The sequence below is a fragment of the Aedoeadaptatus coxii genome, assembly GCF_001553115.1.
Lineage (GTDB): Bacteria > Bacillota > Clostridia > Tissierellales > Peptoniphilaceae > Aedoeadaptatus > Aedoeadaptatus coxii.
In genome coordinates this window covers 15727-38172 of record NZ_KQ960176.1, presented here as the reverse complement: position 1 = coordinate 38172, position 22446 = coordinate 15727, and the positions used below count along the sequence as shown (strand labels likewise).

Genomic DNA, 22446 nt, shown 5'->3' with positions numbered 1-22446 from the left:
AGGAATGTGTCCGAAAAAGTGTTGCCATTCCATAGTTAAACGTTCCGCCGTAGAGGGTTTCAGCCGATACGATATGATCCCCTTGTTGCGCCAACGCTTGAAAGACGTAAGTGATGGCTGCCGCGCCGCTTGCGACAGCCAAGGCGGAGGTGCCCACTTCGAGAGCGGCCAATCGTTTTTCCAATACTTCTTCTGTGGGATTGGTTGGGCGTCCGTAAATATTTCCCGCATCGGTTAAGGCGAAACGCCCTGCCGCTTGGGCAGTATCTTCAAACACATAGGAAGTGGTTTGGTAAATGGGAACGGCGCGCGCTCCCGTGGCAGGGTCGGCTTGTTCTTGGCCCACGTGAAGGGCGAGGGTCTCAAATTTTCTTTGTTTGTTTTCTTTGGTCATGATGTTCTCCTTATATTAAATCCTGTTTCGTTTAAATGGCAGTCTCTTCGATTTTTAATACTTTACAGGAGACACATTCGCTCATCCCAAAGAATGGACCGAAGACTCTCCCGATGGTGTTTCAGTAACATAGGCAGCTCCAATCCATAAAAAAAGAGGAGCCCTCAGGCTCCTCGCAATATCCCAAAATTAACTATTTTGGGGTACAAGAAAGCCTGCCCATGAATTCATCATGCGCATCATACCCATCATTTTGTTGTTCGAATGATCGTAGTACATGACGTGCCTCCTTGTTTCTTTATTAATAATCCGTATGATATCTTACTTTTTTATCGTGTCAATTTTTTTGGGGAGAATTTATGATATTTCGTTCGATTGAATATGCAATCAGGCATGAATTGCTTGTGATATCCTTGATTCCGGCGACGAGGGTCACATCACTGTCTGTCCTTGGGAAGACAATGGGGCCGAAAGCGGAGCAAATGCAACGAACGATCTCACAACAACTCGGCGACCTTATCGCCGTGTCGCTTCTCATCATTTTTTACGCTTTCAATCTCCGGAAATCGCTCTGCAATCGGAGCATAGTTTTTAGCCGCATTATATTCACCTCTTGCGATAAGCGGATATAATTTCTTCTTGCCGATTATTCGATAAAGAATCGGCATCAAGACGCTCAAAGTTTTCTTCGGCTTCAAGGTTTCTTTCGTAAGGCCATGAAACACGGCCGCGTGATGGCCTTCTTCTGCGGCGAGCTGACGAAAAGTTTCCCCGTCTCTCGCATCGTTGACGACATCGGCGAGGGCTTTATACATCAGCACCGCATCCAATTCTCCTTGCTGAGATTTTAGTAATGTCTTCATTTCACTTTTACTTATGTTCATTTTTTGCTCCTTACGATCATTGGGATTGGGGAATGAAATTGATAACAAACCATTCTCGACTCCTTACCGTTTATCCTTTGAGTATCATGGATTTATTCCATTAAAAAATATACCACTTTAAAATAACCATATCAACGAATTAAAAAATTCGTTCATAATTTACCCTCTCTTAAAATCTGTTGATTTTTCACACCTTTACATTGGGGTTGGTGTATTGGCCGTGTTTTTTTGTGTTCTTTCCATACTGAATAGAAAACTTCGGGCATCGGTGAAGGCAGCCCAAACACATCGTGCATTTTTTCTTGATCCATGTAGGCTTTTTATCTTCAAGTTTGATGGCGCCCACCGGGCACTTCTTCTCACATAGACCGCAGCCGATGCAGGTCTCCTCCACGCGAAAGTGAGATGTAAGCCTGGTCCTCGAATTATAAAGAGGCTGAGCGATGAGATCCACCAAGAAAGTCGGTGTTCTCGGGTGCATCTTCTTATTTTTTTCCCTTACCCGAATCCTTTCGATAAGGGAATCGATCTCCTCCTCGGTATTTTTAGTAAAAGCCTCGACCTTTTCCTCTGTCGACAGATCAAATATCGGGGTCCACGTATCCGCCATTTTGACAGAATAAAAAGCGTCGATTTTTCCCTCTTTCAGAGCCCGATTTGCCATAACATCCGACGCGCCGGGCGTCGTGCCGTAGGTCGAAATAAAATAAGTATAGGAAGATTTCAGCCGGGCTTTTTCTAAAAACTCCTTCACGATGCTCGGAAGCCCCCAACTATACGTGGGAGAAATGAAGCCGACGGTCTCATCTTCAAAATCGTAGTGCCCCTTGCGGATACAGTCCGTGATGGCCACAGATTCCGTGTGTAAAGCTTCACTTAAACGCTCGGCAACATATTTGCAATTCCCCGTCGCTGAAAAATATAAAATCACACATTAGCTCCTTAATGTTGCAGATACTTTAAAACTAAATTGCCCAGATCGTAGGATCCTAGCGAAAAGTAGGATAATACCCATGAACCATAACCTCTCATAAAAAAGCATTTTTTGTTAAGTCTTTGCCTCTCTTTTGACTAACAGATATTCTAGAATTCTATTATTTTCTGTATAAATTTTCGGGCTTCACTCAGATTTTCGTCCTCACATAGATTCTCTTTTTCTAAAACTGCATACACCCAATCTTTTTTATCTTTGTTAATAAGTTTATTAAAACTTTCAAGTTCTCCTACAGGCACTATAAATAATCCTTCTTTCATAAAAATATTTTCAAGATCTCTGTATGCCCTAAATGCATCTCCCTGTAAAACATGACATCCGCTATCCTTAATTAATTTCCGTACTTTGCCACCATCTGCGTTGATAAAGTCATAAATTATTTTTAGTTTCTCATCTAGTTCGGGAATTGTAATAGTGAACGCTTTGCAAAGTTGCGTCAATTCATTCTTGTTGTCAATAATATCAAAATCTGGAATTGCTACTACCGGAACTTTTAAAGCTCGCAAGGCTGAAACTACATTCTTCATTCTGGCCTTTCCGCCACAATGAGTAAACATCACATCTAAACCCGGCGTATGATTATTTTTAGATATTGCATCAAACATTGCTTTATAAAATAAACAGTCATAATCACTTTCGCAAACGACTACTTTTTTATGAAATAATCCGTCAAAAATATTTGAATAACGGAAAATCGGATTGCTCCAAAGCTCTTTTATTTCTTGATTTCCTAGACAGAAGATGTGATTAATATTTGCTTCTCGATTAATGCGAATGACGTTAATATTTCCATTATTCGAATCTAACAATCCGTTTATAACTTCTGCACTATGTGTTGAAATAAACAGTTGATGATCTTTTATTTTATGTTCACCCAACATTTTGCCTATAATTCGCGCTTGTGGCGGATGCAAAAATGCCTCAGGCTCATCAATTAATGTAATGGGAAAATTTGATGTAAATGCGTCGAGGATAATGCTAGCAAAGCTCCGCATACCATCACCTTGAGTATCGAGAAGAGGAAGATCATTAACTGCTGCATAATACTTAGATTCTCCGTCTCTTCCCCCTTCCCATTCAGGGCGAGTTCCTACATGCAAAGCCACATTGCCACCATACCTACGATTTACAATTAAATCTTGATTGAACCCTTCATTAAATAGTTCTGAAATTCTATTTTCAAGCGAGTTATCACCATATACTTGATTTATTGAGTTTATCTCTTCGTAAGACTTCCCACCATACAGCTTTTTTGTTTTTGAAGATGTTAATCTTTCCTCTGTATCTAAGCGACTTACAAACATTTTATGCATATTGCACAGGTCTCTATTACCCCAATCTTCTTTAAGTTCTTCGTAAGAGGCTACGCGTCCACTAAGAAAATAACGTCCTTCTTCATCTCGGCTTGCCTTACTATGAAAATAACTCTGATCTAGTTCACCCTTAAATTCCAAATCAAGTTTACTTGTAACGACAGTATCAGCACCTCTTTCCTTGATTAATGCCTCAATATCGCGAAGTATTTGACTCTTCCCGCAATTATTAGCTCCTGTAAAAACCACTATACTATTTGGATTTAGTTCAAGGCTCGTGCCGTCTTTGAATTCAATTGACTTAATATGAATCGAGGGGGATTCTATTCTATTCATCTGTTGCTCCTTACCTCTATAATGAAATACTTTCATGCGCTTTAACCCACGTAATATCCATTCCTTGTTAATAAAAATTTGTAACCTCCATTCTAATCATAAAAAATAATGTTCCTGATGCTAAAAGTATAAGCGTTGGATCTACTAATTTGTCAAAGAACAAATCGTATGCGACGACCTAAAGGTAATATTTAAATTCTTAAAATCTTTTTGGGATTCATTTGGGAACACGAATTTTCACTTTTACGTTCAGTATTGAAGCTTTGTTTACTTATAGATGCTTCCGTAATATGTCACTTTTTTAAATTTAAATATTAGCTCACATTTATACTTCTTCCTTTGATAAGATTATACCAAACCGATTGACGCGATTCGTCGCAATTCTATTTAAATCAAAATACCTAAGATCTCTTGCAGAGGAATTAGGTCTGGCACCGTCGATACACGTTTTATTTCGCTAATTTTCTTACCCATTGACCCATTGACCCATTGACCCATTGTAGTTTATTATTTAATGGCTTTAGTCGCAATACATGTTCTAGTATTTATATCACGCAGTCTGCCGAAGCCATTTGTATCCTTGTAGAAATTAAGGAGTCTAAAGCCTGCCTTAACTACCCTCCGATCTGCTCAGTCTTATTATGGAAAATTGCATTCCCGCATTTTCTTTAATCATAAATTCTCTCGCTTCTTCGTCCTTTAAGGGCTTAAAGGGGTTTTTCCAAACAATTTCTTTTTCTCATTATCAACAATATAATTGATATCACTATTTGATCTAGCTAAAAAATACCGCTCTTTTTCAAAACACGATAAACTTCGAGAGTACCGGCAATGTATGCGCCTTTTTTATTTAGATGATTTGTACTGAAACGTTTTAAATAGCCATATCATTCATCTTAACACCGGATAATCTCCCGGACAATTTTTAAGAGAAGGCGTTTTACAATAAAAAAATGGCTTCTAAGATTCAAAAAAACTTAAAAGCCACCGTTCATATTCCATCATTTATTGTCTCGATTGCTCAGTTTTACAGATACCAAATGATGGTCGGATTTTAATTTTTTAAAAAAACTGCCCATATCGTAATTCTTATGAAATGATAAGGTCGATTCAATCATTGATTTGTTCTCTGCCTCTTCATCGAGGATATCCAGCTCTCTTATTTCTATTCCCTCATCTGAGGTAATTTCCAGAAACTTATCCTTCTCGAAATTAGGCGTGTCGAATACCATTATATAAGATTTTGTCATCTTCTTATTTATCAGGTCGCTGACTTCCTTTAAGGAGATCAGGGTTATAAGACAAGTTACAGTTGCAAGGACCGCTCCTTTGTAATATCCGATTCCCACTGCAAGTCCGATTCCTGCAGACAGCCATAAAGTTGCAGCTGTAGTAAGCCCCGAAACCCCGTTCTTTTTTTGGAGTATAGTACCTGCACCTAAAAAACCGATTCCGCTTACAACTTGTCCTACAAGCCTTGTCGGCTCCCAATTGTCGGCGTCTGCCAATTCACTTGCTCCATCGATTGCTATAAGCATAATTAAACACGCACCGACGCTCACAATAATATGTGTTCTGAAACCGGCTACCTTGTTTTTTTCTCCCTCTCCGTACCGATTAAAGCGCCTAAAAAGGCTGCAATAAATATTCTGGCTGCTACTAAAAGGATATTCACTTTTTCCCCTCACATGATACACGATCTTTCTTCTAAAAAGAATCAAAGTATAGGATATAACATTCGGTTTTTTAGATTGGTTTCTAATTTTAATTCAGGCAACTCCTACTTTTGAAGAAGAGCGATCGCCTCGGCCGTCGAATCTTGCCAATCGAATCACCCTATCGGGCGCTTCTCTTGGAGATTCTTGGCATGAGACCTACCTCTATTGCTACTCCGATTCGCTGTGCGAATCTCGCACCAATAGGGTTAGGGCTTCACAATGGCTTGAGTGGTCTGTATGGATAAAATCAGAGATTTTGAGAAGGCTTGGTATGTGGGAATAGGTCAAGGTGATAAGTTCGATAAACTCGGATGGTTGAATCTCATTATTTAATCAAATTACTACTGATTCTATCGAATGTTTCTTCTCTTAATTTCCAAATACCTACATATGGCTGCTCAACATAACGACTGTTTTTGTCTTTATATACATACACAACTCTTGGACTTTCTTCTGCATTTTTATGGTGAAATTTAACGATAATATAATCCTTTATATTTGTGGGTTGATCGTTAACACTTTCCTTGCCGGTATCTTTGGTGTTTTCCTCAATATCAGCAATTATGCCGAATATCTCATCTTGGTTCTCAATTTTCAAACTTTCTTCTGAAGTGTTTTGCATGATTTCAATTTCTTTTACTTCTTCGGCTTTGGGTAGAACTATTTTTTTATTACTACCACATGCAGTTAATGACAAAATAGTGATTAAAACCAATGCTATTCCAAGATGTTTTTTCATCGTTTTCATCTCCCCCTTCGATTGATTATCATGCTCCCTCATACACTTCATTAATCTGTGTAATCGTGCTAAAACCTTTAAAATCAAATTTTCTAAAATATACTCCTTGATTTGTGCATAAGTAGCTTTACTTTCGATACCTATCGAGCCAAGCTCATCCACCTCAATTTTAACATTTAGATTTTTATCACATCAGGTTTGGACAAAAGTGTAATCGCCTCAGCCGTCGAATCTTGCAATCGAATCACCCTGGCGGGCACTTCTCTTGGGGATTCTTGGCATGATCAAGACCTAACATGATGAGCGAAAGCGAATCATTGTAGGTCTGATGCAACCATTTGCCCAATTCTTTGATTTGGTGCAAATGTCTGCTGACCTGCATCTTCTTATGAGATCATTCTACGAATGACCTCACAAGAAGTGTTCGGGCTTCAACATGAAGCTAGTGAACACTAAGTATATCAAGTCAACCTATCTGTTTGTAGAAACATATCCATAAACCTTTTAACGATAGGTAGAAGATATCGTTAAAAGGTTTCAGACAGATTAACTGGTGTTTTTAAGCTTTAGTTATCGGAATCCAAAGTTCCATTTTATAGTCTTTGCTATTCATATCACCTTCATAATAATATTCAAAGTCAGGTTTTCCTGAATGGACATAACCATGCTCAGGGAAGAAAACTTCCATCGCATATTTCCATCCGTTATGAATACAATCCGGAACAGATCCTATTAATTCTACAACAGCATATTCCGCTTCTTCCACTTCCAAAATTTCTAAGCCCATACTTTTTGCTTCGTCTACATCATTAACAATATAGCCGGCCATATAGTTAATTGTATTAACTTCTAAAGCATCATGGTTATCAAAGTTTAATATATCGTGGCAAACTCCAACAGATTCTCCTGTCCCTAATTTTGATATTTCTTCATGGCTAACCTTAGAAAATAATTTTCCCCATATACTTGAACATAATGATGAATTGATGTTTTGTTCATTTACACCTGCAACCGTAAATGCTTTCTTCTTTTGAATTGTAATATTCATACTTCTGCCTCCCTTAATACTAAGTGTTAATTGCACCCTAGAAACTAATTTGAATGGTTTCCCATTTCTTACCTCAGAAGGAGTGAATCCATGAAAATTCTTAAAAGCTGTCCCGAATGAATCCGGTGACTCATATCCAAATCTTAAGGCAACATCAATAATTTTTTCATCTGTATCTCTTAATATAATGGCCGCTTCAGTTAATCTTCTACTTCTTAAATATTCTGAAAGTGTTGTTTCAGTTAACATAGAAAACAAGCGACTGAACATAGAATAAGAGTATCCGGATAATTGAGTTACTTTCTTTTTGCTGATTTCAGCATCAAGAACTGTTTCAAGATAATCAATCGTATTATTAAACGACTTGATAATATTCATTTCGATTCCCCCTTTCTTTCGGTTTATTTTAGTATAGAGGAAGATTTCTTTTCCTACTCTACAATATCCGTACAAGTTTTATAGGTTTTATCTTTTAGAAACTTATAGTTTGCAAGCTCAATAAACCGTGGTTTATTTAAATGCTGTCAAAATATTTCTTAGCTTCTTTTATATCTAAACAAGTGATATCTCTACTCTTCTTTATTGCTTCAATTTCTTTTCCAGTGTTTTTTAATGCAAAACTAGTTCTTTTTCTTCCTCCGAAATATAAGTTGACACCAACTCTTCATGTCCTATTGCTCTACACAGTTCATTTATTTGAACTTGCATCTTATTTATCTGTTCTTTGTCCCTTGAAAAATTTAACACTCCTACTACAAAATCTAAAAATAAAGCACCTATCAATATATAAGCTGTGTCCATTTATTATCTCCACAAATTTTAATTTATCTAATTTTTCCCCATCTATGCCGTTGACACAAACTGTCAAAATATCTAAAGTGTTGCTACGACCTTTTCATTATCTTTATAGTGTTGCTACAAGTGAGTATTTGAAAGATATTATTAAATACTGATTCTGAAACCTAATCACATATTTATCTAGTTCAAAATTTATAAAACTATTGATTTCAAGCCTATCAGATTCTTATTAGTCCATTTCTCTTGTCATCAACGCTATAGCTTCCACATACTCATCATTGTCCAAACTAAATTTCTTACTATCTTTAAGCTCTAACAAACAAAGTATTCTTATCTAGAATAATTAAGCCCCAAATAGGTTTACAATATATTTTCCCGATTGCCTAAGTTTAATGAATCATATCTTTGTAAAATTCATCTACGATTATAAGAGTATTTCCTTATAAAAACCGTCTAAAAAATATTTGTAATCCAGCCATTTCCCTATGCCGTTCAATAGTCCTTTAACGAATTTTCTAGCCATTCTATATTAGAAATCGATGAATTATCTACCGCTTCATCAGCAATATTTGTATGTGGACACGCAGAACATAATGGATTGTCTCCATTATTCCGTCTGCTATATACATCATTATTTTTAATTTCTTTTTCTATTTTCCCATTAACAATTTCAAAATGCAAAGAAGTTTCATCTGCATAGCCAGTATCTGGAATAAAACGCTCTGTAAAAGCAAAGTATTTTACCGTATTTCCTTCAAGAAACTTGTCGAAATAGTCTTTGCGGATAAAGACAGTTCCACCGATAGGATCTCTATAATATGAATTCTTATTATTGTTACATATTATCACTTTTTCTTTATCTTGAGTTTCCCATGATAAATCCGAAACATTCAATTTGAGATTAAAAAATCTAATTATATTCGATGGTGGTAATACTAATGAAGTCTCCTCAAAAACTTCAGATTGATTATTAATATTTTTTACATTCTTCCAAAGCCAAGGTTTTGATTCATTATCAGGATATGAATTCAAATTGCCAATATATTCTTCTAATTCAATGGTCAGATAGCGAGCATTACCATCATCGTATATTGTTTCATTTTCTGAAGAGCAACACCACAAATCATATGTGTCTTTCCATCTTGTTTCACATTTATCTTCCTCATGTAGAGATACTCTACCAGCCAACATCACCCATTTTTGATGTTTTAATTCAACTGTTTCAAGAAGATGCAACACATTTCTTCTAGTTAATTCAACATTTCCTACCCAACAAACATCACGCTGCACAGGCATCTCTAAGGAATTTATTGCATAATCTCCCAGCCTCTCTATAAAATCTTGATATGTTGGAATTGGTGCTGTAATAATAACATCTTCTCCATATTCCAAAGGATCATACACCTCATATCCGATACTATTCTGAATATTATTAGATGTTGCAAACTGATTTGTGTAATAGTTACACATCAAGCTCCCATAATATAATCCTGTTGCAATATCTACCCCCTTCATATAGACAGAATGATGAAAATCTCCTTCACAAATATTCATAGATTTTCTATCTGCTGAGATATTGTAATATTCGAAAACATATCTAAAAACTTTTTCAAAGCTTTCCATAAAAGAATTCATATCCAATGTTTTTATCTCTGCTATAGACTCTATCTCTGGCATAATTCTATTTTCGAATGCTAACCAACCGCTGCATTTCCCACCACGTACACAGGAGTATTTATTATAGAGATAATTATTTATACTGCTAATTTCATTCTTGTCATTTGCAAGAAATTTCGTATACATATTAATATGATCTTTTCCCCAATATCTAAATGGTAGAAAATCTTTATTCATAATATCCACATAAAATAATATGTCACTTAAATAATCTGAAACTACTCTTCTCAAGATGATTTGCGGTATGATTACACCTACATCTGGTGACATCATATTCAATAATAATCCTTGGAATCGTTCAAATCTCTCTGAAATTGGTGCATTGATTGAAAATGCACCACTATATCCAAACTTAACTGCCTATGAAAATTGTCGTGTACGATCAATAGCTTTAGGGATTGAAGAAGAGCGAATTCAAGAAGTTTTACAGATTGTAGGTCTTACTAATACAGGGAAAAACGTACTGGACAATTTTCAATGGGAATGAAGCAGAGATTAGGAATCGCTTTGGCTTTACTTAGTAATCCAAAACTTTTAATTCTATATGAACCAACTAATGGTCTTGATCCCATTGCAATAAAGGAATTGAGAGAACTTATTAGAGGTTTTTCACAACAAGGAACTACTGTAATTCTGTCTTCTCATATTTTATCTGAAGTCGAACATATTGCAGATCATATTGGAATCATTGCATCAGGACATTTAGGTTATCAAGGTGCATTTGATTCAAAAATGGATTTGGAGCAACTTTTTATGAAAATTGTTAGTAATCAGCAAGGAGGTTTCAATGAGTAATTCAACTATATTAATGGCCGAGTTCTTGAAAACAAAAAGAACTGCAACAAGAAGAATTGCTATTGCTAGTCCTCTTTGCTTAGCACTAATGGCTATTGTTCAACAAGGTTATTTTTCCTTGAATTTATTCAACTGGTACTATGTAGTTTTTTTACCTGCCACATTCGCATTAATCAGTGCATCAGCTGTTAATATAGATAACGGAAAGCACGGACTTCGTGCAATCCGTTGTCTACCAGTTTCTCAAGGAAAAATATGGAGCTCTAAACTTTTGGTTGTATTAGGATATGCCCTTCTTTCCTGTTTTCTATTAAGTGTTGCTGTGGTTTGTATACCATTTATTTTTGGTTTGTTTGGAATTAATCAAATTAAGCAATTAAGTATTGCTTCAATATTTTTAGGGATTATAGTCGTGTTTGTTACAACCATGTGGCAAATCCCTTTTAGTTTCATAATTTCAAAAAAATTAGGGGTGATCTTTTCGGTATTGGTCAATTTAACTATTTCTTTTTCAGGTGTATTTTTAGCACTAAAACCATATTGCTTGTAAGTAGGGATAAGAAAAAGGGAAAATTTCGCAAAACCCCTAGGAGTCTTGTTTGCTATGTTTATTTTTAATAGTTTTTACTTATTTTAGTTTTGATATTCTATTAGCGTCTAAGTATTTATTTTTAAATTAAAAGAGAGACTCGAGTTAACAAGTCTCCCCAAAATTTGACAAATAGCTCATTTAATCATTATCTCTTTGCATCAATAATAATTCTACTTTATTTATTTTATTAATAGCAATAATTGAAGATATTGGACCTAACAAGGTTCCCAAAATTATTACTATTATTAACATTAAAATCATAAGGAATATATTCGGTCTTAAAAAAGGCATATTCAAAAGTGATGAAAATATATTATTGAAAGTTATACTTAAAACAAAGGAAAGCACAGAACCTATGACTGCACCTGTTCCATTAATTAGCATAGATTCAACAAGAACTACTTCACTGAGTTTTTTCTTTGTTGCTCCTAATATCCTTATGGTTGCAAATTCTCTTTTCCTTTCCTTAACTGATAAGGTATTTACAAGACTTAAAATAAAGAAAGCTAGTATCCAAATCAATGCTATCAATATATACACATATACAAGCATGTTTTTTGCTGAATCTGAAACTTCTGTCATTATTTTTCTTGGCAATAAAGGATACACTTTTTCTTTTTTAAATTCTTCTTTAATAAGTTTTTGAATTGTTTTTGGATCTTTGTTTTTTTCAACTTTTACTAAAATAGAAGATATATCATCTTTTTTTGCCACCGGATGATTAATTATCTTTTCATATTCCTTGGCTAATCTATGAGTTTCTTCTATTGTCATAAAAACTGAATTATCAAAACCCATGCCAGTTTTTGCAAGCCTACCTCTTATCTCAAACTCTTGATTAAAAAATTTAATCTTATGATTAATAGTCCCCACAATGTTAGCACCTACAACAACTTGCCCAGCTTTAATTGGAGTTTTAATCTGTTTTTCAAGCCAAGGTTTAACGCTAAAGTCATCAGAAAAGTCAATTCCTATAACTTGAATGGGAAAAGAACAGCATCCAGCAGAAAGTGTAGCTAGATAAACTTGACCACAGGCTTTTTCAACTCCTGGTACTTTTTTTACTCTATTTAATATATCCTTGTCAAAAAAGAATGTATTAGGTTCTCCCCTTAATATTGCACCTGTAATTTTGGAATCATAACCTTCTGGGACTACTATAATGTCTGCTCCCATCCTATCTGATAGAGATTTCATGCCGTTTTTAAGAGAAAAAATTATAAATGATGACATGAATAAAATAAAAGTTAAAATTCCTACAAGTAAAATCAAGGTAATTGACCTTGCTTTTTTATTTTCTATATTCTTTTTTGCTAAATTAATTGTGTATAAATCTTTCATTATTTTGCGCCATCAAGAGCATTATTGCAAGCTTCTATAAATTGCTTGTAGGTTCCTGTTGCCCCCGAAATAACGTCCACTCCTTCAGGATTTCCTTTTTCCACTAATCTATCTGGGTATGACTTTGCAAGATTTATAGCTTGTTGGGCTATCTTATATAGTCCTTCATTTTGGCTTTGACCATAAGATTCATCCTTTTCTTTTCCATCTCCATCAATGTTTTGCATTGTACAAGATTCAATCTTATTGTCTTTAACACTTATATCCACCTTTACAAGTCCGCCTCTTTCATCTTTGGCAGATTCTCCATGATATGTGCCGTCTTTATAGCTTACGCTTGGAGCTTCTTCTTTTTTATCTCCTCCACAAGCAACTAGGACAAGCCCCAAAGAAAAAATTATTAATACATTTAAAAATTTTCTCATATAAACTCCTTAAGTTTTTCATCTTTTTTTACAGAATCAAGAACTGGTCTTTTTCTTTTCATTTTTTCTTCTTTTGAAATTTTACCATGTTCAAGAGTTATCATTCTTTCAGATTCTTCGCCGACTTCAGGGTCGTGAGTTACAACAATAATTGTTGATCCTGCATTGTGAAGTTTTTCAAATATGTCAAGAACTATATATTCATTCTTTTCATCCAAATTTCCTGTGGGTTCATCGGCTAAAAGTATTGTAGGATGATTAATAAGAGCTCTAGCAATGCATACTCTTTGTTGTTCCCCACCTGATAATTGGTTGGGTAAGTGCTTGGCTCTATCAGCAAGACCTACTGCAGCCAAAGCTTCCATTGCTTCTTGTGCATCTGGCATAGAATGATAATATTGTGACATCATTACATTTTCCAAAGCACTTAAATAATTAACTAAATGAAATTGTTGGAAAATAAGTCCTATCTTATCCCTTCTAATAACTGTTAGTTCCTTAGGTGATTTTTTTGCTATATCTTCACCATCCAAAATAACTTCGCCAAGTGAAGGTTTATCCATGGCACCAATAATATTCATCATTGTTGTTTTACCAGAACCTGATGGACCCATTATAGAAATCCATTCGCCCTTTTCTACACTTAAATTGATTTTGTCAAGGGCTTTAAGTTCACCATAAATTTTTGAAACATCAACGAGTTTTAATATATCCATAAAATTCCTTTCTATTCTCCACGAAGCACTAAAGCTGGATCAATATCAACAGTTTTAGATACTGGTATTAAAGATGCAACTATAGTTATTACTATACAGACAATAATTGTCATAGGTACTAAAAGAGGCAAGAAACTTACCTTTCTAGCAAATACCGAAATACTTACTCTATTGGCAAATATATATCCTAATACAACACCTAAAAGTCCACCGAAAACCCCCAAAAATGCTCCTTCACCTAAAAAGTCAACGATTACTGACGAATTTGTGGCGCCCAAAGCTTTCTTAAGACCTATTTCTTTACGCCTTTCAGTTACAACTGCCATCATTGTTGTGGATACACATATCATCATTATGAATAATACGATTATCGTTACAATAAAGACAAGAGCTTGTAATTTATTCAAAACTACATCTTGTGAGGCGGTAACTCTTTTTACCATTTGTGGAGTTAGAGATCCATCCTTTTGTGAAATATTTGATACTATTTTTGAAAGTTCATTTTGTTCAGCTTCTATTGAATATTCTACGACATCAAAATTTTTGTCTTTAACAAGCTGTGAAATATCATCAATACTCATAAAAATAAGTTCTTCTTCTTTACCACCTGTTGTTACAACTCCTGAAACAACAAAATTAGTATCTATAGAACCTTCTCCATTAACTTTGGGAGTATTTATAATAATTTTATCTCCCTCTTTTAATTCCAAAGCCTTTGAAACTTCATTACCTATTAAAACTTCTCTCGATTTTTCAGGCCATGAACCGTCAATAAGCCAGTATGGAGAATTTTCTTTCGCTCCCTTTAAATCTGTACCTGCAAGCATATAAGGTTGTTCATTAATTTTTGCATTTGTATAAATATAGGGTGCCTGACCGACAAGCTTTCCTGAAGGAATTAACGATTTAACTTCATCTAACTGTTCATTGGTGATTTTTTTATCAGGGTTCGTGGGAATTACCAACATATTTGCACCATAAGACCTAAACTCCTTACCCATTTGTCTAGGAATATCATAGTAAATGTTAACAAGTCCTGAAATAATTGTTGCTCCCATAGCTATGGCAAGTAGTGCTGTTAACATTCTTGCACGTCTCCTTGCCAAGGAAGTCACTATCATTTTTAAGTGAAATTTATTTTTACTTTGTTTATCTGCCATGTAGTACCTCCGTTGGATTTAAATTCAAAAGGTATCTTATAGCTGGTATTGAACCCAATATTGTAACAAGAATAATAAGTATTGCTACAATAGGAACTACCATAGCTGTTGGAGCTATTGCTGAGCCAAAAACTGTTAGACCAATAATCTGAGTAAGTAGCAGACCAACACCGTAACCTATAACTGTTCCAAATATCGCTGTCAAAATTATTTCCAGAAGAATTATGCCAATTATCCTTCCATTTGACGCCCCTATAGCTTTTTGAAGTCCAATTTCATTAGATCTTTCCATTACAGATGCTGTAATAAGATTAGAAATACCAAAGCCTGAACCAATCAAAGTTAATACTGTAATTAAAACCATAAGAAGAGTAGTCTTATTTAAAATATCTCCTTCACTTTCTGCAACTTGGCGAATTGGCTTAGCTACAGAATCAGTCATTACTTCTGTTATTTGATAACAAATAGAAGAAACATAAGCTGTACAATACCATACTTCCCGTTCCTTAATAGTTAAAGATAGTGGGTTTTTGGCAGCCTTTCTTGCTAAGTCATTGTCTGGTGTAGTAAGGGCTGATACTTCAACTTTATTTACAACTCCAGTAACTCCAGCAAATTCTTGTGCTGTTTTTAAAGTAGAATATATAAATGCATCTTCATCAGAACCTGATGAGAAAATACCCTTAACTTTTAATTTTTTGTCTAAATTATTGCTTTTTAGTTGGATTTCATCACCAACTTTAAATCCATTTCTGTCTGCAAAAATCTTTCCAAGCATAACTGAATCGCTATCATTTTCTGATAACCACTCGCCTTGAACTTCCCACCAGTTTTTAAGTCTAATCATACCAGTATCAACTGATTCTCCAGTAGGCAAATCCATATGATTATTAAACCATGTTCCTACCATCTTAGTGTGTTTAGAATCATTATTACAAGAAACCCAAGTGTTAAGATATGGCGTATAGTCTACAATATTGTAAGCCCAAAAAATAGTTTTAATGTTAGGAAGTTCTGACTCCTTTAAATATTTTTGAACCTGCCCCTCTTTTTCTTGCATGCCATACAAATCATCAAGAAGGGAAGCTTCCTTAGGCAATACATTAATATTTGCTCCATAGGTCTTTAATTCTTGATTAACTTTATCTCCAACACCGAGCATGGTATTTAACATTGAAGTGGCAAGAGAAGCTCCGAGGGCAACTGTAAATGCAATAAGAGCCATCTTTCCCTTTTGTCTAAAAAGCGCTCCTTTAACTATTCTCCAAAACATAAGCCCTCCTACTTAAATACATAAGACAATGCCTCAAGATCTTTTGGCGCAATCTTTATCTTTTTATCATGGACAATGTATGGGAAAGGTATCGGGTTACATCCACCCTTAAAACCTATTGTACCCCTATTCATTACAACGTCGCACAACTTACAAATAACATCATCGCCTTTTTCAAAATATCCAGATGGACCACATATCTCGCAGGCATCAAGTACAACTCCATAGGAACCTTCTGCTTTTTTAATGCAGAAAAATCTCATTTGTACACCATCCTCTGCCTTATACAAATATCTGTGCAAATGCATATCCTCTAAGCTACTTAAAGGAATAACAATCATCCCATTTTCAGTTTGATAATCTTCAGGTGGTGAAAGGGCCTGTTCCTTATTAGCATATGCCTTTCCAACCGTTAATGAAAAAGTATTAATAAATAGAACGACAAGGAAAAAAGTTGCCCAATGTCTTTTATTCTTCATTCTATACTTTATTTTTCTTAACTGAGCCCTATTGCTATAATCTTCATTAACTTTAATATTTTGCTTATATAAAATTACTGGAATAGCTATCATAATTAACATTGTTGCATATAAAAACACATTTTCGTGATTAGCTATAAATGCAATAACTCTAAAAAAGTTAACATTTCTAGGAATAATCCCTTTAGAATAAAACCTTTGAATTATGATATTAAATTGGCTGATACCCGAGCATATCAAGCTAAAAAAAACTACAACCTTTAAGTTTTTACCTTCAAGTTTAACTGAGGACTTGTATATGGCAAGCCCTGATAAAATCATCATGATTATCCCAAAAACAAAGCCTAAAATCCTAAAAAGTACAATAGTTGAAACAGCACTTTCGCCATAATATACAAATTTGTTTGATTGGTTAAATACATACGGTAAATAATAAAAACAAATTCCTACAAGATAAACAACAACCGATGATGAAATGAAATTATCATAAATTTTAGCATTTATCTTATCTTCAAATATCATAAAAATTAATATTAAAAATACTGAGATAACTATGGGTACCATAGACCAGAAATTCAATTCTGTTCTATTAATAAAATTAGGTATATTTCTTATAATTATTGAAACAATTGCTGCAATTACCCCTAAAACTAAAGAAATTATAATAACATGCTTTTTATATTTGCTCTCTTTAGTTGTATAATAGGCAAGTATTAAAGAAATCATTAGAGAAAAGGCTATTCCCGCCTCCATAACTTTAATAAAAATTTTTAACATAATTTCACCCCCCATAAATGCATATAAGGGGAACATGAATTCCCCTTATAAATATTATAAATTTTTAAAACTTTACCATTGTGGTCCGTTCCATTCGAAGTCAGTCCATTCTGCAACAAGTGGTTCTGTCCAGAATCTACCTGTTACACCAGTTTCTTTATCTACGTGTAGTAAGTAGTCATTGCCTGGTGCAGAAACTTCAAATTTTACATCATAAACGCCAACACCTTCGTCAAATTTAACATTTGCACCATAGTGTGGACCATCAGATGCGTTCATAGGCATGAAAGAAACTTCTTGAACATGGTCTGAACCTTTCTTTTGTAAATAAGCTTTTACTTTTAACCATGGAACAAAATCACCAACACCATAACCTAATGTTGAACCTTCTTGTGATGCTGTAATGTCAGCTTCAATATGGCAGTCAGCTTCTTCTTTAGGAATTGAGTTTCCTGCTGGTTCCATATCAACTGGTTGGAAATATACACCAGAGATTACTAAAGGTCCTTTAGTTTGGTCATCGCCAATTGGAAATTCTTCAAATCCTGCATCTTCTCCTGGAGCTGCAGCTTTTGCATCTCCTGCTTCTTTCTTGTTTCCTTCAGCTGTTGTTTTTTCTTCTGTAGAAGTTTTAGCTGTATTATTAGCTTTTGTATCTTCTTTTTTACCACAAGCTGTAAACATTAATGCACACACAAGCGTCATAACAACAAGAAATAAACTTTTCTTTTTAAACATAATATCCTCCTATTTTTTTCTTGGCTGGCTTCAAACTCAGCTCTAATTTTTTTGTTTCTATTATTTTGATAAATAACAGAAGCAATGGTTACTACTAATAGAATAATTTGTGGAATGGGATTTTCATGCCTATATATCCTCCTATTCTTTTTCTTGGCTGGCTTCAAGCTCAGCTCTAACTTTTTTGTTTCTATTATTTTGATAAATAACAGAAGCAATGGTTACTACTAATAGAATAATTTGTGGAATGAGATTTTCATACCTATCGTATATTCCTATAACTTCAGCAGACCATCCATTCATCCAAGGAACTATCGTTCTGCCAATTACATCTGCTTCTTGTAATTCTCCTATGCCCTTTCCTAAGAAAGACAAGCAAAGTATAAACATTAGCCAAGAAGTAAATGTAAAGAATGGTTTTAATGGTAGCCTTACAGAAACTTTAGCAATTAAATAATATACAATTGCAAGTATTATGGCGGCAACTAAAAGTCCAATCCACATATGCATTGGATTATCAGAAATGCCTGTTCTCATACCTTGGAAAAACAAAATAAGTTCTGCACCCTCTCTTGCTACTGCTAAGAATGAAGTGAAAGATAAGGCAAAATAATTACCCTTGGAAACAGATTGTTCAACCTTGTTTTTAATGTATCTATTCCAAACTTCAACTTCAGATTTAGAAAGCATCCAATTGGATACATAAAATAGTACGATAACGGCAAGAAACATCGCAATTCCTTCGAATATTTCTTGTCCCATTCCAGACTCAACTTCTCCCACTGTATTGGCGATGATATTAAATCCTACAGCTAGGACTGCTGAAAAAACAATGCCTAGCAAGGCTCCAATATATACACCTTTTAAGTAAATTCTATTATTAGTCTTTGATAAATATGCAGCAATGGCAGCTACAACTAAAATGGCTTCAAGTCCTTCACGAAGTGTAAGTCCAAGAACTGCAAAAAATGTACCAAATCTTTTTAGCAGCTCTCCAAACAATTGACCTGTTGAAAGGCTATTTGCATCTTCTTGACTTTGACCACTGGACTTAGAATCTCCAGAGGTTCCATCAAGAGTATGGGCATCTTCATGAAGATAAGTTATAAGTGCATCAATTTCATCTTTAACTTCTTTTGGGTCTGCATCTTCTTTGATAGAATTTTTTGCTCTGTAAAATTGATGCTCAACCATTGAACCTCTTTCGCCTGAAATTGCAGTCATAGTTGTTTTTTCAAATCCAATTTTTTCATAGAATTTAAAGTAAGCTACATTAACTGCATCTGTGGCTGCTTTTTTAGCATCCTTATCTCCAGGCTTGTAAACTTCCACAGCTTTTTGTAAATGCTCTGACATAGCATCAGCGACTTCAACCCAGTTACCATAATTTGTTTCTGCTGCAAAAACAGGCGTTAAAGTTAGGCTAATCATGATTACCATCATTGCAAAAATGCTAGTCATTTTCTTTAATAAATTCATCTCTCTCCCCCCTTCTTTATTAAACTTCCATCTTCCATTTGGTAAAGTGTATTGCCGTATTTTAAAATATCAAGCTCATGAGTAACTATAATAAGCGCAGTACCTTTAGAATTTATTTTTTTTAATAAATCCATTATCTCCATAGTAGTATTTTTATCCAAATCACTTGTTGGCTCATCTAAAATCAAAAGTTCCGGCGAATTAATCATAGATCTGGCTATCAGCACTCTTTTTAGCTCTCCTCCAGATAAATTTTTAGCAAAATCATCCTTCAGATGCAAAATTCCCATCAAATCAAGGAGCATAGCTGCTTTTTCATAAGCAGATTCATCTCTTTTAAATAGATAATAAGGAAGAGACACATTCTCTAAAACATTTAAGTTTGGAAGTGTCCCTAGACTTTGTGGCACAAAACCTATGATTTCATTCCTATATTTGCTAATTTCTCTATCAGAAAAATCACTTATATTTTTGCCCTTAGCAAAGATTTTACCTTCAGTCGGTTTTAATAAACCAGACAAAAGATTTAAAAAAGTTGACTTTCCAGAACCACTTCTGCCAATTATATTGACAAAATCTCCCTCCTTCAGGGTAAAGTTTACATTTTTAACAGCAAAAAGTGTATTAGAACCTCTTTTGAAACTCTTGCTTAAATTTTCAGTTTCAATTATTGATTCCATTATGAATGTCTTTCTTTCATACAATAATAAATATTAACTAAAACCAATATGCCTGACAACAATATGCAAAATGGAATGGTTTTTGCTCTGCAACCCATATCGGCTTTCATGCATCCACCAATAAGCACATGAGCGTTTAGTATCTCTAAAACACCAATTGCTATATTTGAAATAGCTAATCCTAAAGATATTTTTGAATCTTTAACTATAATAAAAACAATTGCTAATACTAAAATGACTGCACCAATACCCATAGTCATATTCCCCATCCAATGGCATTTCATAAACATTCCATTTTCCATAGGAGGACAAACAGGTGTTATAAATTTTGGTGCAAGCACTAACAAGAGACCTATAATAGCAGAAACATATCCTGAAATCTTCTTTCTACTCATTTTAACCATCCTTTCTACTTATCTTTATTAATAACATTGTAATATGAAAACGTGTTTATTTTTTATACTTACCAGTCTTTTTTCAACAGTTACCCCTGGCCAGTACAAGCCAAGAAAATATCTTCTTTTGATTTGAAATAATAATAAAACATTCCTGGCGCTCCATTAACTTCTGCAAGAATATCTCGTACAGAAACTTTCTCATACCCATACTTTTCAAAAAGTCTGGATGCTATGTTTATAAGTTCCTATTTTCTTTCTTCTGAATCTTTTACATTTCTCTTTGCCAAAACATCACCACTTATTGACCTACACTCTTTCTTTAATAAAGATTATCATTTTCTTATACTTTTGTCAATAGTGCCCTGAAATTATATTCTGAGTATGGTATAATTTTATATACTATGAATAAAACGCTTAACGCTTATAACTTTAATAGCAAGCACAGTAAGTGTACGGACACTTACGAAAAAATTAATGGAGCAGACCTTTACGGAATGCTCCATTTTTTTAATTTTTACCTTGTTATGGAAAACCCTAAGACCCCGAAATATATTTTATAAAGGAGAATAAAATGGCAAATAGATTTAGAAATGAAAGAATAGAAATAAAACTAACTAAGTAAGAAAAAGAAGTTTTTGAAAAGAAAATGAAACTTGCAAACTGCAAAACTATGTCCCACTTTCTTAGGAAATGCGTATTAGAAAAAGAAATTTATGTAGTAGATTTAGAACCATTTAGAAGCCTACAATGGCTACTTTCAAATGCAACAAACAATATAAACCAGATTGCAAAAGCTACTAATACAACTGGTGTTATTTACAAAAATGAAATCAAATCAATGAATAAGCAGATAGAAAAATTATCAAAAGAAATATGGCAGATCCATTCCCTACTTCTTAATAAATCAAAATAAATCTTGCAATATAAAATCAATATTTAAGTGTTATGGACCTTCAAATCATACAAAATCTAATGCCTATATAAGTCATTAAATATCAGATGAGTAATATTACATTTTAAATAAAAACCATGTACATCAAATAGCATTTTTAATGAAAATGATTATTTTTTTATTTGTCTAATCAATCTACCAGATTTATAAAATTACATTCAAAACTCGTGAATTAAAAGGATATTTTTAGCAAATTTTTTTAATCAAAACTACCAGCTTAGCTGGTAGTTTGCACAGCGCCTATAAGGCGCGAATACCGGCACGCCCTATTGGGGTTCCGAGTATTCTATCACATGCACCACTATCCCAACTACTGCTTAAGCAGTTTTTTTATTTGTTTTTCTTTACTGACTCTCCCGTAAACGGGTCATGGTATTCCTTTATACTTATTTGGTCAGCGTAATAATCTTCTTTTAATTGATTTTGTATATATTCTTTTATTTTCTTTTCATTTCTGCCTACTGTATCTACATAGTATCCTCTACACCAAAAGTGTCTATTTCCGTATTTATATTTTAAGTTGGCATGTCTATCGAATATTATCAGCGAACTTTTTTCTTTTAAATATCCCATTATTTGTGATATTGAATATTTTGGTGGTATTTCTACCAACATATGGACATGATCTGGACATAGCTCTGCTTCTATTATGTTTACGCCTTTTCTTGAACATAATTCTCGAAGTATGCTTCCTATATCTTTCCTTAGTTGTCTATATATTACTTGTCTTCTATATTTTG

At 34.2% G+C, this 22446-nt stretch carries 22 protein-coding genes and 3 pseudogenes; 4 read left to right on the top strand and 21 right to left on the bottom strand.

Annotation, left to right across the window (positions count from 1 at the left end):
• The 9 genes from HMPREF1863_RS05085 to HMPREF1863_RS05045 form a co-directional block, all read right to left on the bottom strand.
• The coding region (locus HMPREF1863_RS05085) for a PLP-dependent transferase (protein WP_198142716.1) at positions 1-394 on the bottom strand (394 nt) is incomplete at its 3' end.
• 497 nt (positions 395-891) lie between these two features.
• Positions 892-1278 (bottom strand): ferritin family protein, encoded by a 387-nt coding sequence (locus HMPREF1863_RS05080; protein ID WP_068368031.1) that lies wholly within the window; start codon positions 1276-1278, stop codon positions 892-894.
• A 187-nt stretch (positions 1279-1465) separates the two neighbouring features.
• Complete coding sequence (locus tag HMPREF1863_RS05075) at positions 1466-2209, bottom strand: EFR1 family ferrodoxin (protein WP_068368029.1); 744 nt, start codon at positions 2207-2209, stop codon at positions 1466-1468.
• Positions 2210-2361: 152 nt separating this feature from the next.
• On the bottom strand, positions 2362-3921 hold the full coding sequence (locus HMPREF1863_RS05070; protein ID WP_068368027.1) for an ATP-dependent nuclease: 1560 nt from the start codon (positions 3919-3921) through the stop codon (positions 2362-2364).
• 1001 nt (positions 3922-4922) lie between these two features.
• Positions 4923-5459, bottom strand: coding sequence for an MgtC/SapB family protein (locus HMPREF1863_RS05065; RefSeq protein WP_232300125.1), 537 nt, complete (start codon positions 5457-5459; stop codon positions 4923-4925).
• 505 nt (positions 5460-5964) lie between these two features.
• Positions 5965-6540: a DUF5301 domain-containing protein gene (locus tag HMPREF1863_RS05060; RefSeq protein WP_232300124.1), complete on the bottom strand. Its 576-nt coding sequence runs from the start codon at positions 6538-6540 to the stop codon at positions 5965-5967.
• 397 nt (positions 6541-6937) lie between these two features.
• Positions 6938-7804, bottom strand: a complete 867-nt coding sequence (locus tag HMPREF1863_RS05055; RefSeq protein WP_068368025.1) for an AraC family transcriptional regulator — start codon at positions 7802-7804, stop codon at positions 6938-6940.
• A 231-nt stretch (positions 7805-8035) separates the two neighbouring features.
• Complete coding sequence (locus HMPREF1863_RS05050) at positions 8036-8227, bottom strand: hypothetical protein (protein WP_068368023.1); 192 nt, start codon at positions 8225-8227, stop codon at positions 8036-8038.
• Between the two features lie 489 nt (positions 8228-8716).
• A complete protein-coding gene (locus HMPREF1863_RS05045; protein ID WP_068368019.1) occupies positions 8717-10078 on the bottom strand; it encodes a hypothetical protein in 1362 nt (453 codons plus the stop codon).
• Positions 10079-10133: 55 nt separating this feature from the next.
• On the opposite strand from HMPREF1863_RS05045, the pseudogene HMPREF1863_RS09465 reads away from it, so the two are divergent.
• The 3 genes and pseudogenes from HMPREF1863_RS09465 to HMPREF1863_RS05035 all read left to right on the top strand — a co-directional run.
• Positions 10134-10399, top strand: a pseudogene (locus tag HMPREF1863_RS09465) (ATP-binding cassette domain-containing protein); the annotation flags it as partial.
• Entirely contained in the window at positions 10379-10696 is a 318-nt protein-coding gene (locus HMPREF1863_RS09460; protein WP_408605322.1) for an AAA family ATPase, read from the top strand. The pseudogene HMPREF1863_RS09465 and the gene HMPREF1863_RS09460, both read left to right, overlap by 21 nt.
• The gene (locus HMPREF1863_RS05035) at positions 10689-11246 is read left to right on the top strand and encodes a lantibiotic immunity ABC transporter MutE/EpiE family permease subunit (RefSeq protein WP_232300123.1); all 558 of its coding nucleotides are present in this window, start codon (positions 10689-10691) and stop codon (positions 11244-11246) included. Before HMPREF1863_RS09460 ends, HMPREF1863_RS05035 begins: the two co-directional genes overlap by 8 nt.
• 180 nt (positions 11247-11426) lie before the next feature.
• On the opposite strand, the gene HMPREF1863_RS05030 is transcribed toward HMPREF1863_RS05035, so the two are convergent.
• The 11 genes and pseudogenes from HMPREF1863_RS05030 to HMPREF1863_RS09395 all read right to left on the bottom strand — a co-directional run.
• Complete coding sequence (locus HMPREF1863_RS05030) at positions 11427-12629, bottom strand: ABC transporter permease (RefSeq protein ID WP_068368017.1); 1203 nt, start codon at positions 12627-12629, stop codon at positions 11427-11429.
• Positions 12629-13054, bottom strand: coding sequence for an FMN-binding protein (locus HMPREF1863_RS05025; RefSeq protein ID WP_068368014.1), 426 nt, complete (start codon positions 13052-13054; stop codon positions 12629-12631). Before HMPREF1863_RS05025 ends, HMPREF1863_RS05030 begins: the two co-directional genes overlap by 1 nt.
• Complete coding sequence (locus tag HMPREF1863_RS05020; protein ID WP_002840489.1) at positions 13051-13770, bottom strand: ABC transporter ATP-binding protein; 720 nt, start codon at positions 13768-13770, stop codon at positions 13051-13053. The genes HMPREF1863_RS05025 and HMPREF1863_RS05020 overlap by 4 nt, the downstream gene beginning before the upstream one ends.
• An 11-nt stretch (positions 13771-13781) precedes the next feature.
• A complete protein-coding gene (locus HMPREF1863_RS05015) occupies positions 13782-14930 on the bottom strand; it encodes an ABC transporter permease (protein WP_068368009.1) in 1149 nt (382 codons plus the stop codon).
• Positions 14920-16203 carry an ABC transporter permease gene (locus HMPREF1863_RS05010; RefSeq protein WP_068368006.1) on the bottom strand — a complete coding sequence of 428 codons (1284 nt, stop codon included), beginning with the start codon at positions 16201-16203 and terminating at the stop codon, positions 14920-14922. The genes HMPREF1863_RS05015 and HMPREF1863_RS05010 overlap by 11 nt, the downstream gene beginning before the upstream one ends.
• 8 nt (positions 16204-16211) lie before the next feature.
• On the bottom strand, positions 16212-17474 hold the full coding sequence (locus tag HMPREF1863_RS05005) for a Fe-S-containing protein (protein WP_068368037.1): 1263 nt from the start codon (positions 17472-17474) through the stop codon (positions 16212-16214).
• A gap of 57 nt (positions 17475-17531) precedes the next feature.
• Positions 17532-18197 carry an iron transporter gene (locus HMPREF1863_RS05000; RefSeq protein ID WP_068368003.1) on the bottom strand — a complete coding sequence of 222 codons (666 nt, stop codon included), beginning with the start codon at positions 18195-18197 and terminating at the stop codon, positions 17532-17534.
• Between the two features lie 141 nt (positions 18198-18338).
• Positions 18339-19676, bottom strand: coding sequence for an FTR1 family iron permease (locus HMPREF1863_RS04995; protein ID WP_068367999.1), 1338 nt, complete (start codon positions 19674-19676; stop codon positions 18339-18341).
• A complete protein-coding gene (locus HMPREF1863_RS04990) occupies positions 19673-20356 on the bottom strand; it encodes an ABC transporter ATP-binding protein (RefSeq protein WP_068367996.1) in 684 nt (227 codons plus the stop codon). The genes HMPREF1863_RS04995 and HMPREF1863_RS04990 overlap by 4 nt, the downstream gene beginning before the upstream one ends.
• Positions 20356-20751, bottom strand: coding sequence for a DUF4418 family protein (locus HMPREF1863_RS04985; RefSeq protein WP_068367993.1), 396 nt, complete (start codon positions 20749-20751; stop codon positions 20356-20358). The genes HMPREF1863_RS04990 and HMPREF1863_RS04985 overlap by 1 nt, the downstream gene beginning before the upstream one ends.
• A 104-nt stretch (positions 20752-20855) precedes the next feature.
• Positions 20856-20993 (bottom strand): annotated as a pseudogene (locus tag HMPREF1863_RS09395) (TetR/AcrR family transcriptional regulator); the annotation flags it as partial.
• A 332-nt stretch (positions 20994-21325) separates the two neighbouring features.
• Between HMPREF1863_RS09395 and HMPREF1863_RS04980 the strand changes: the two are divergent.
• Positions 21326-21667: pseudogene (locus tag HMPREF1863_RS04980) on the top strand (plasmid mobilization protein).
• A gap of 369 nt (positions 21668-22036) precedes the next feature.
• Here HMPREF1863_RS04980 and tnpA read toward each other — a convergent pair.
• Positions 22037-22446: IS200/IS605 family transposase (gene tnpA, locus HMPREF1863_RS04975; RefSeq protein ID WP_083508522.1), on the bottom strand; the 410-nt coding region annotated here is incomplete at its 5' end.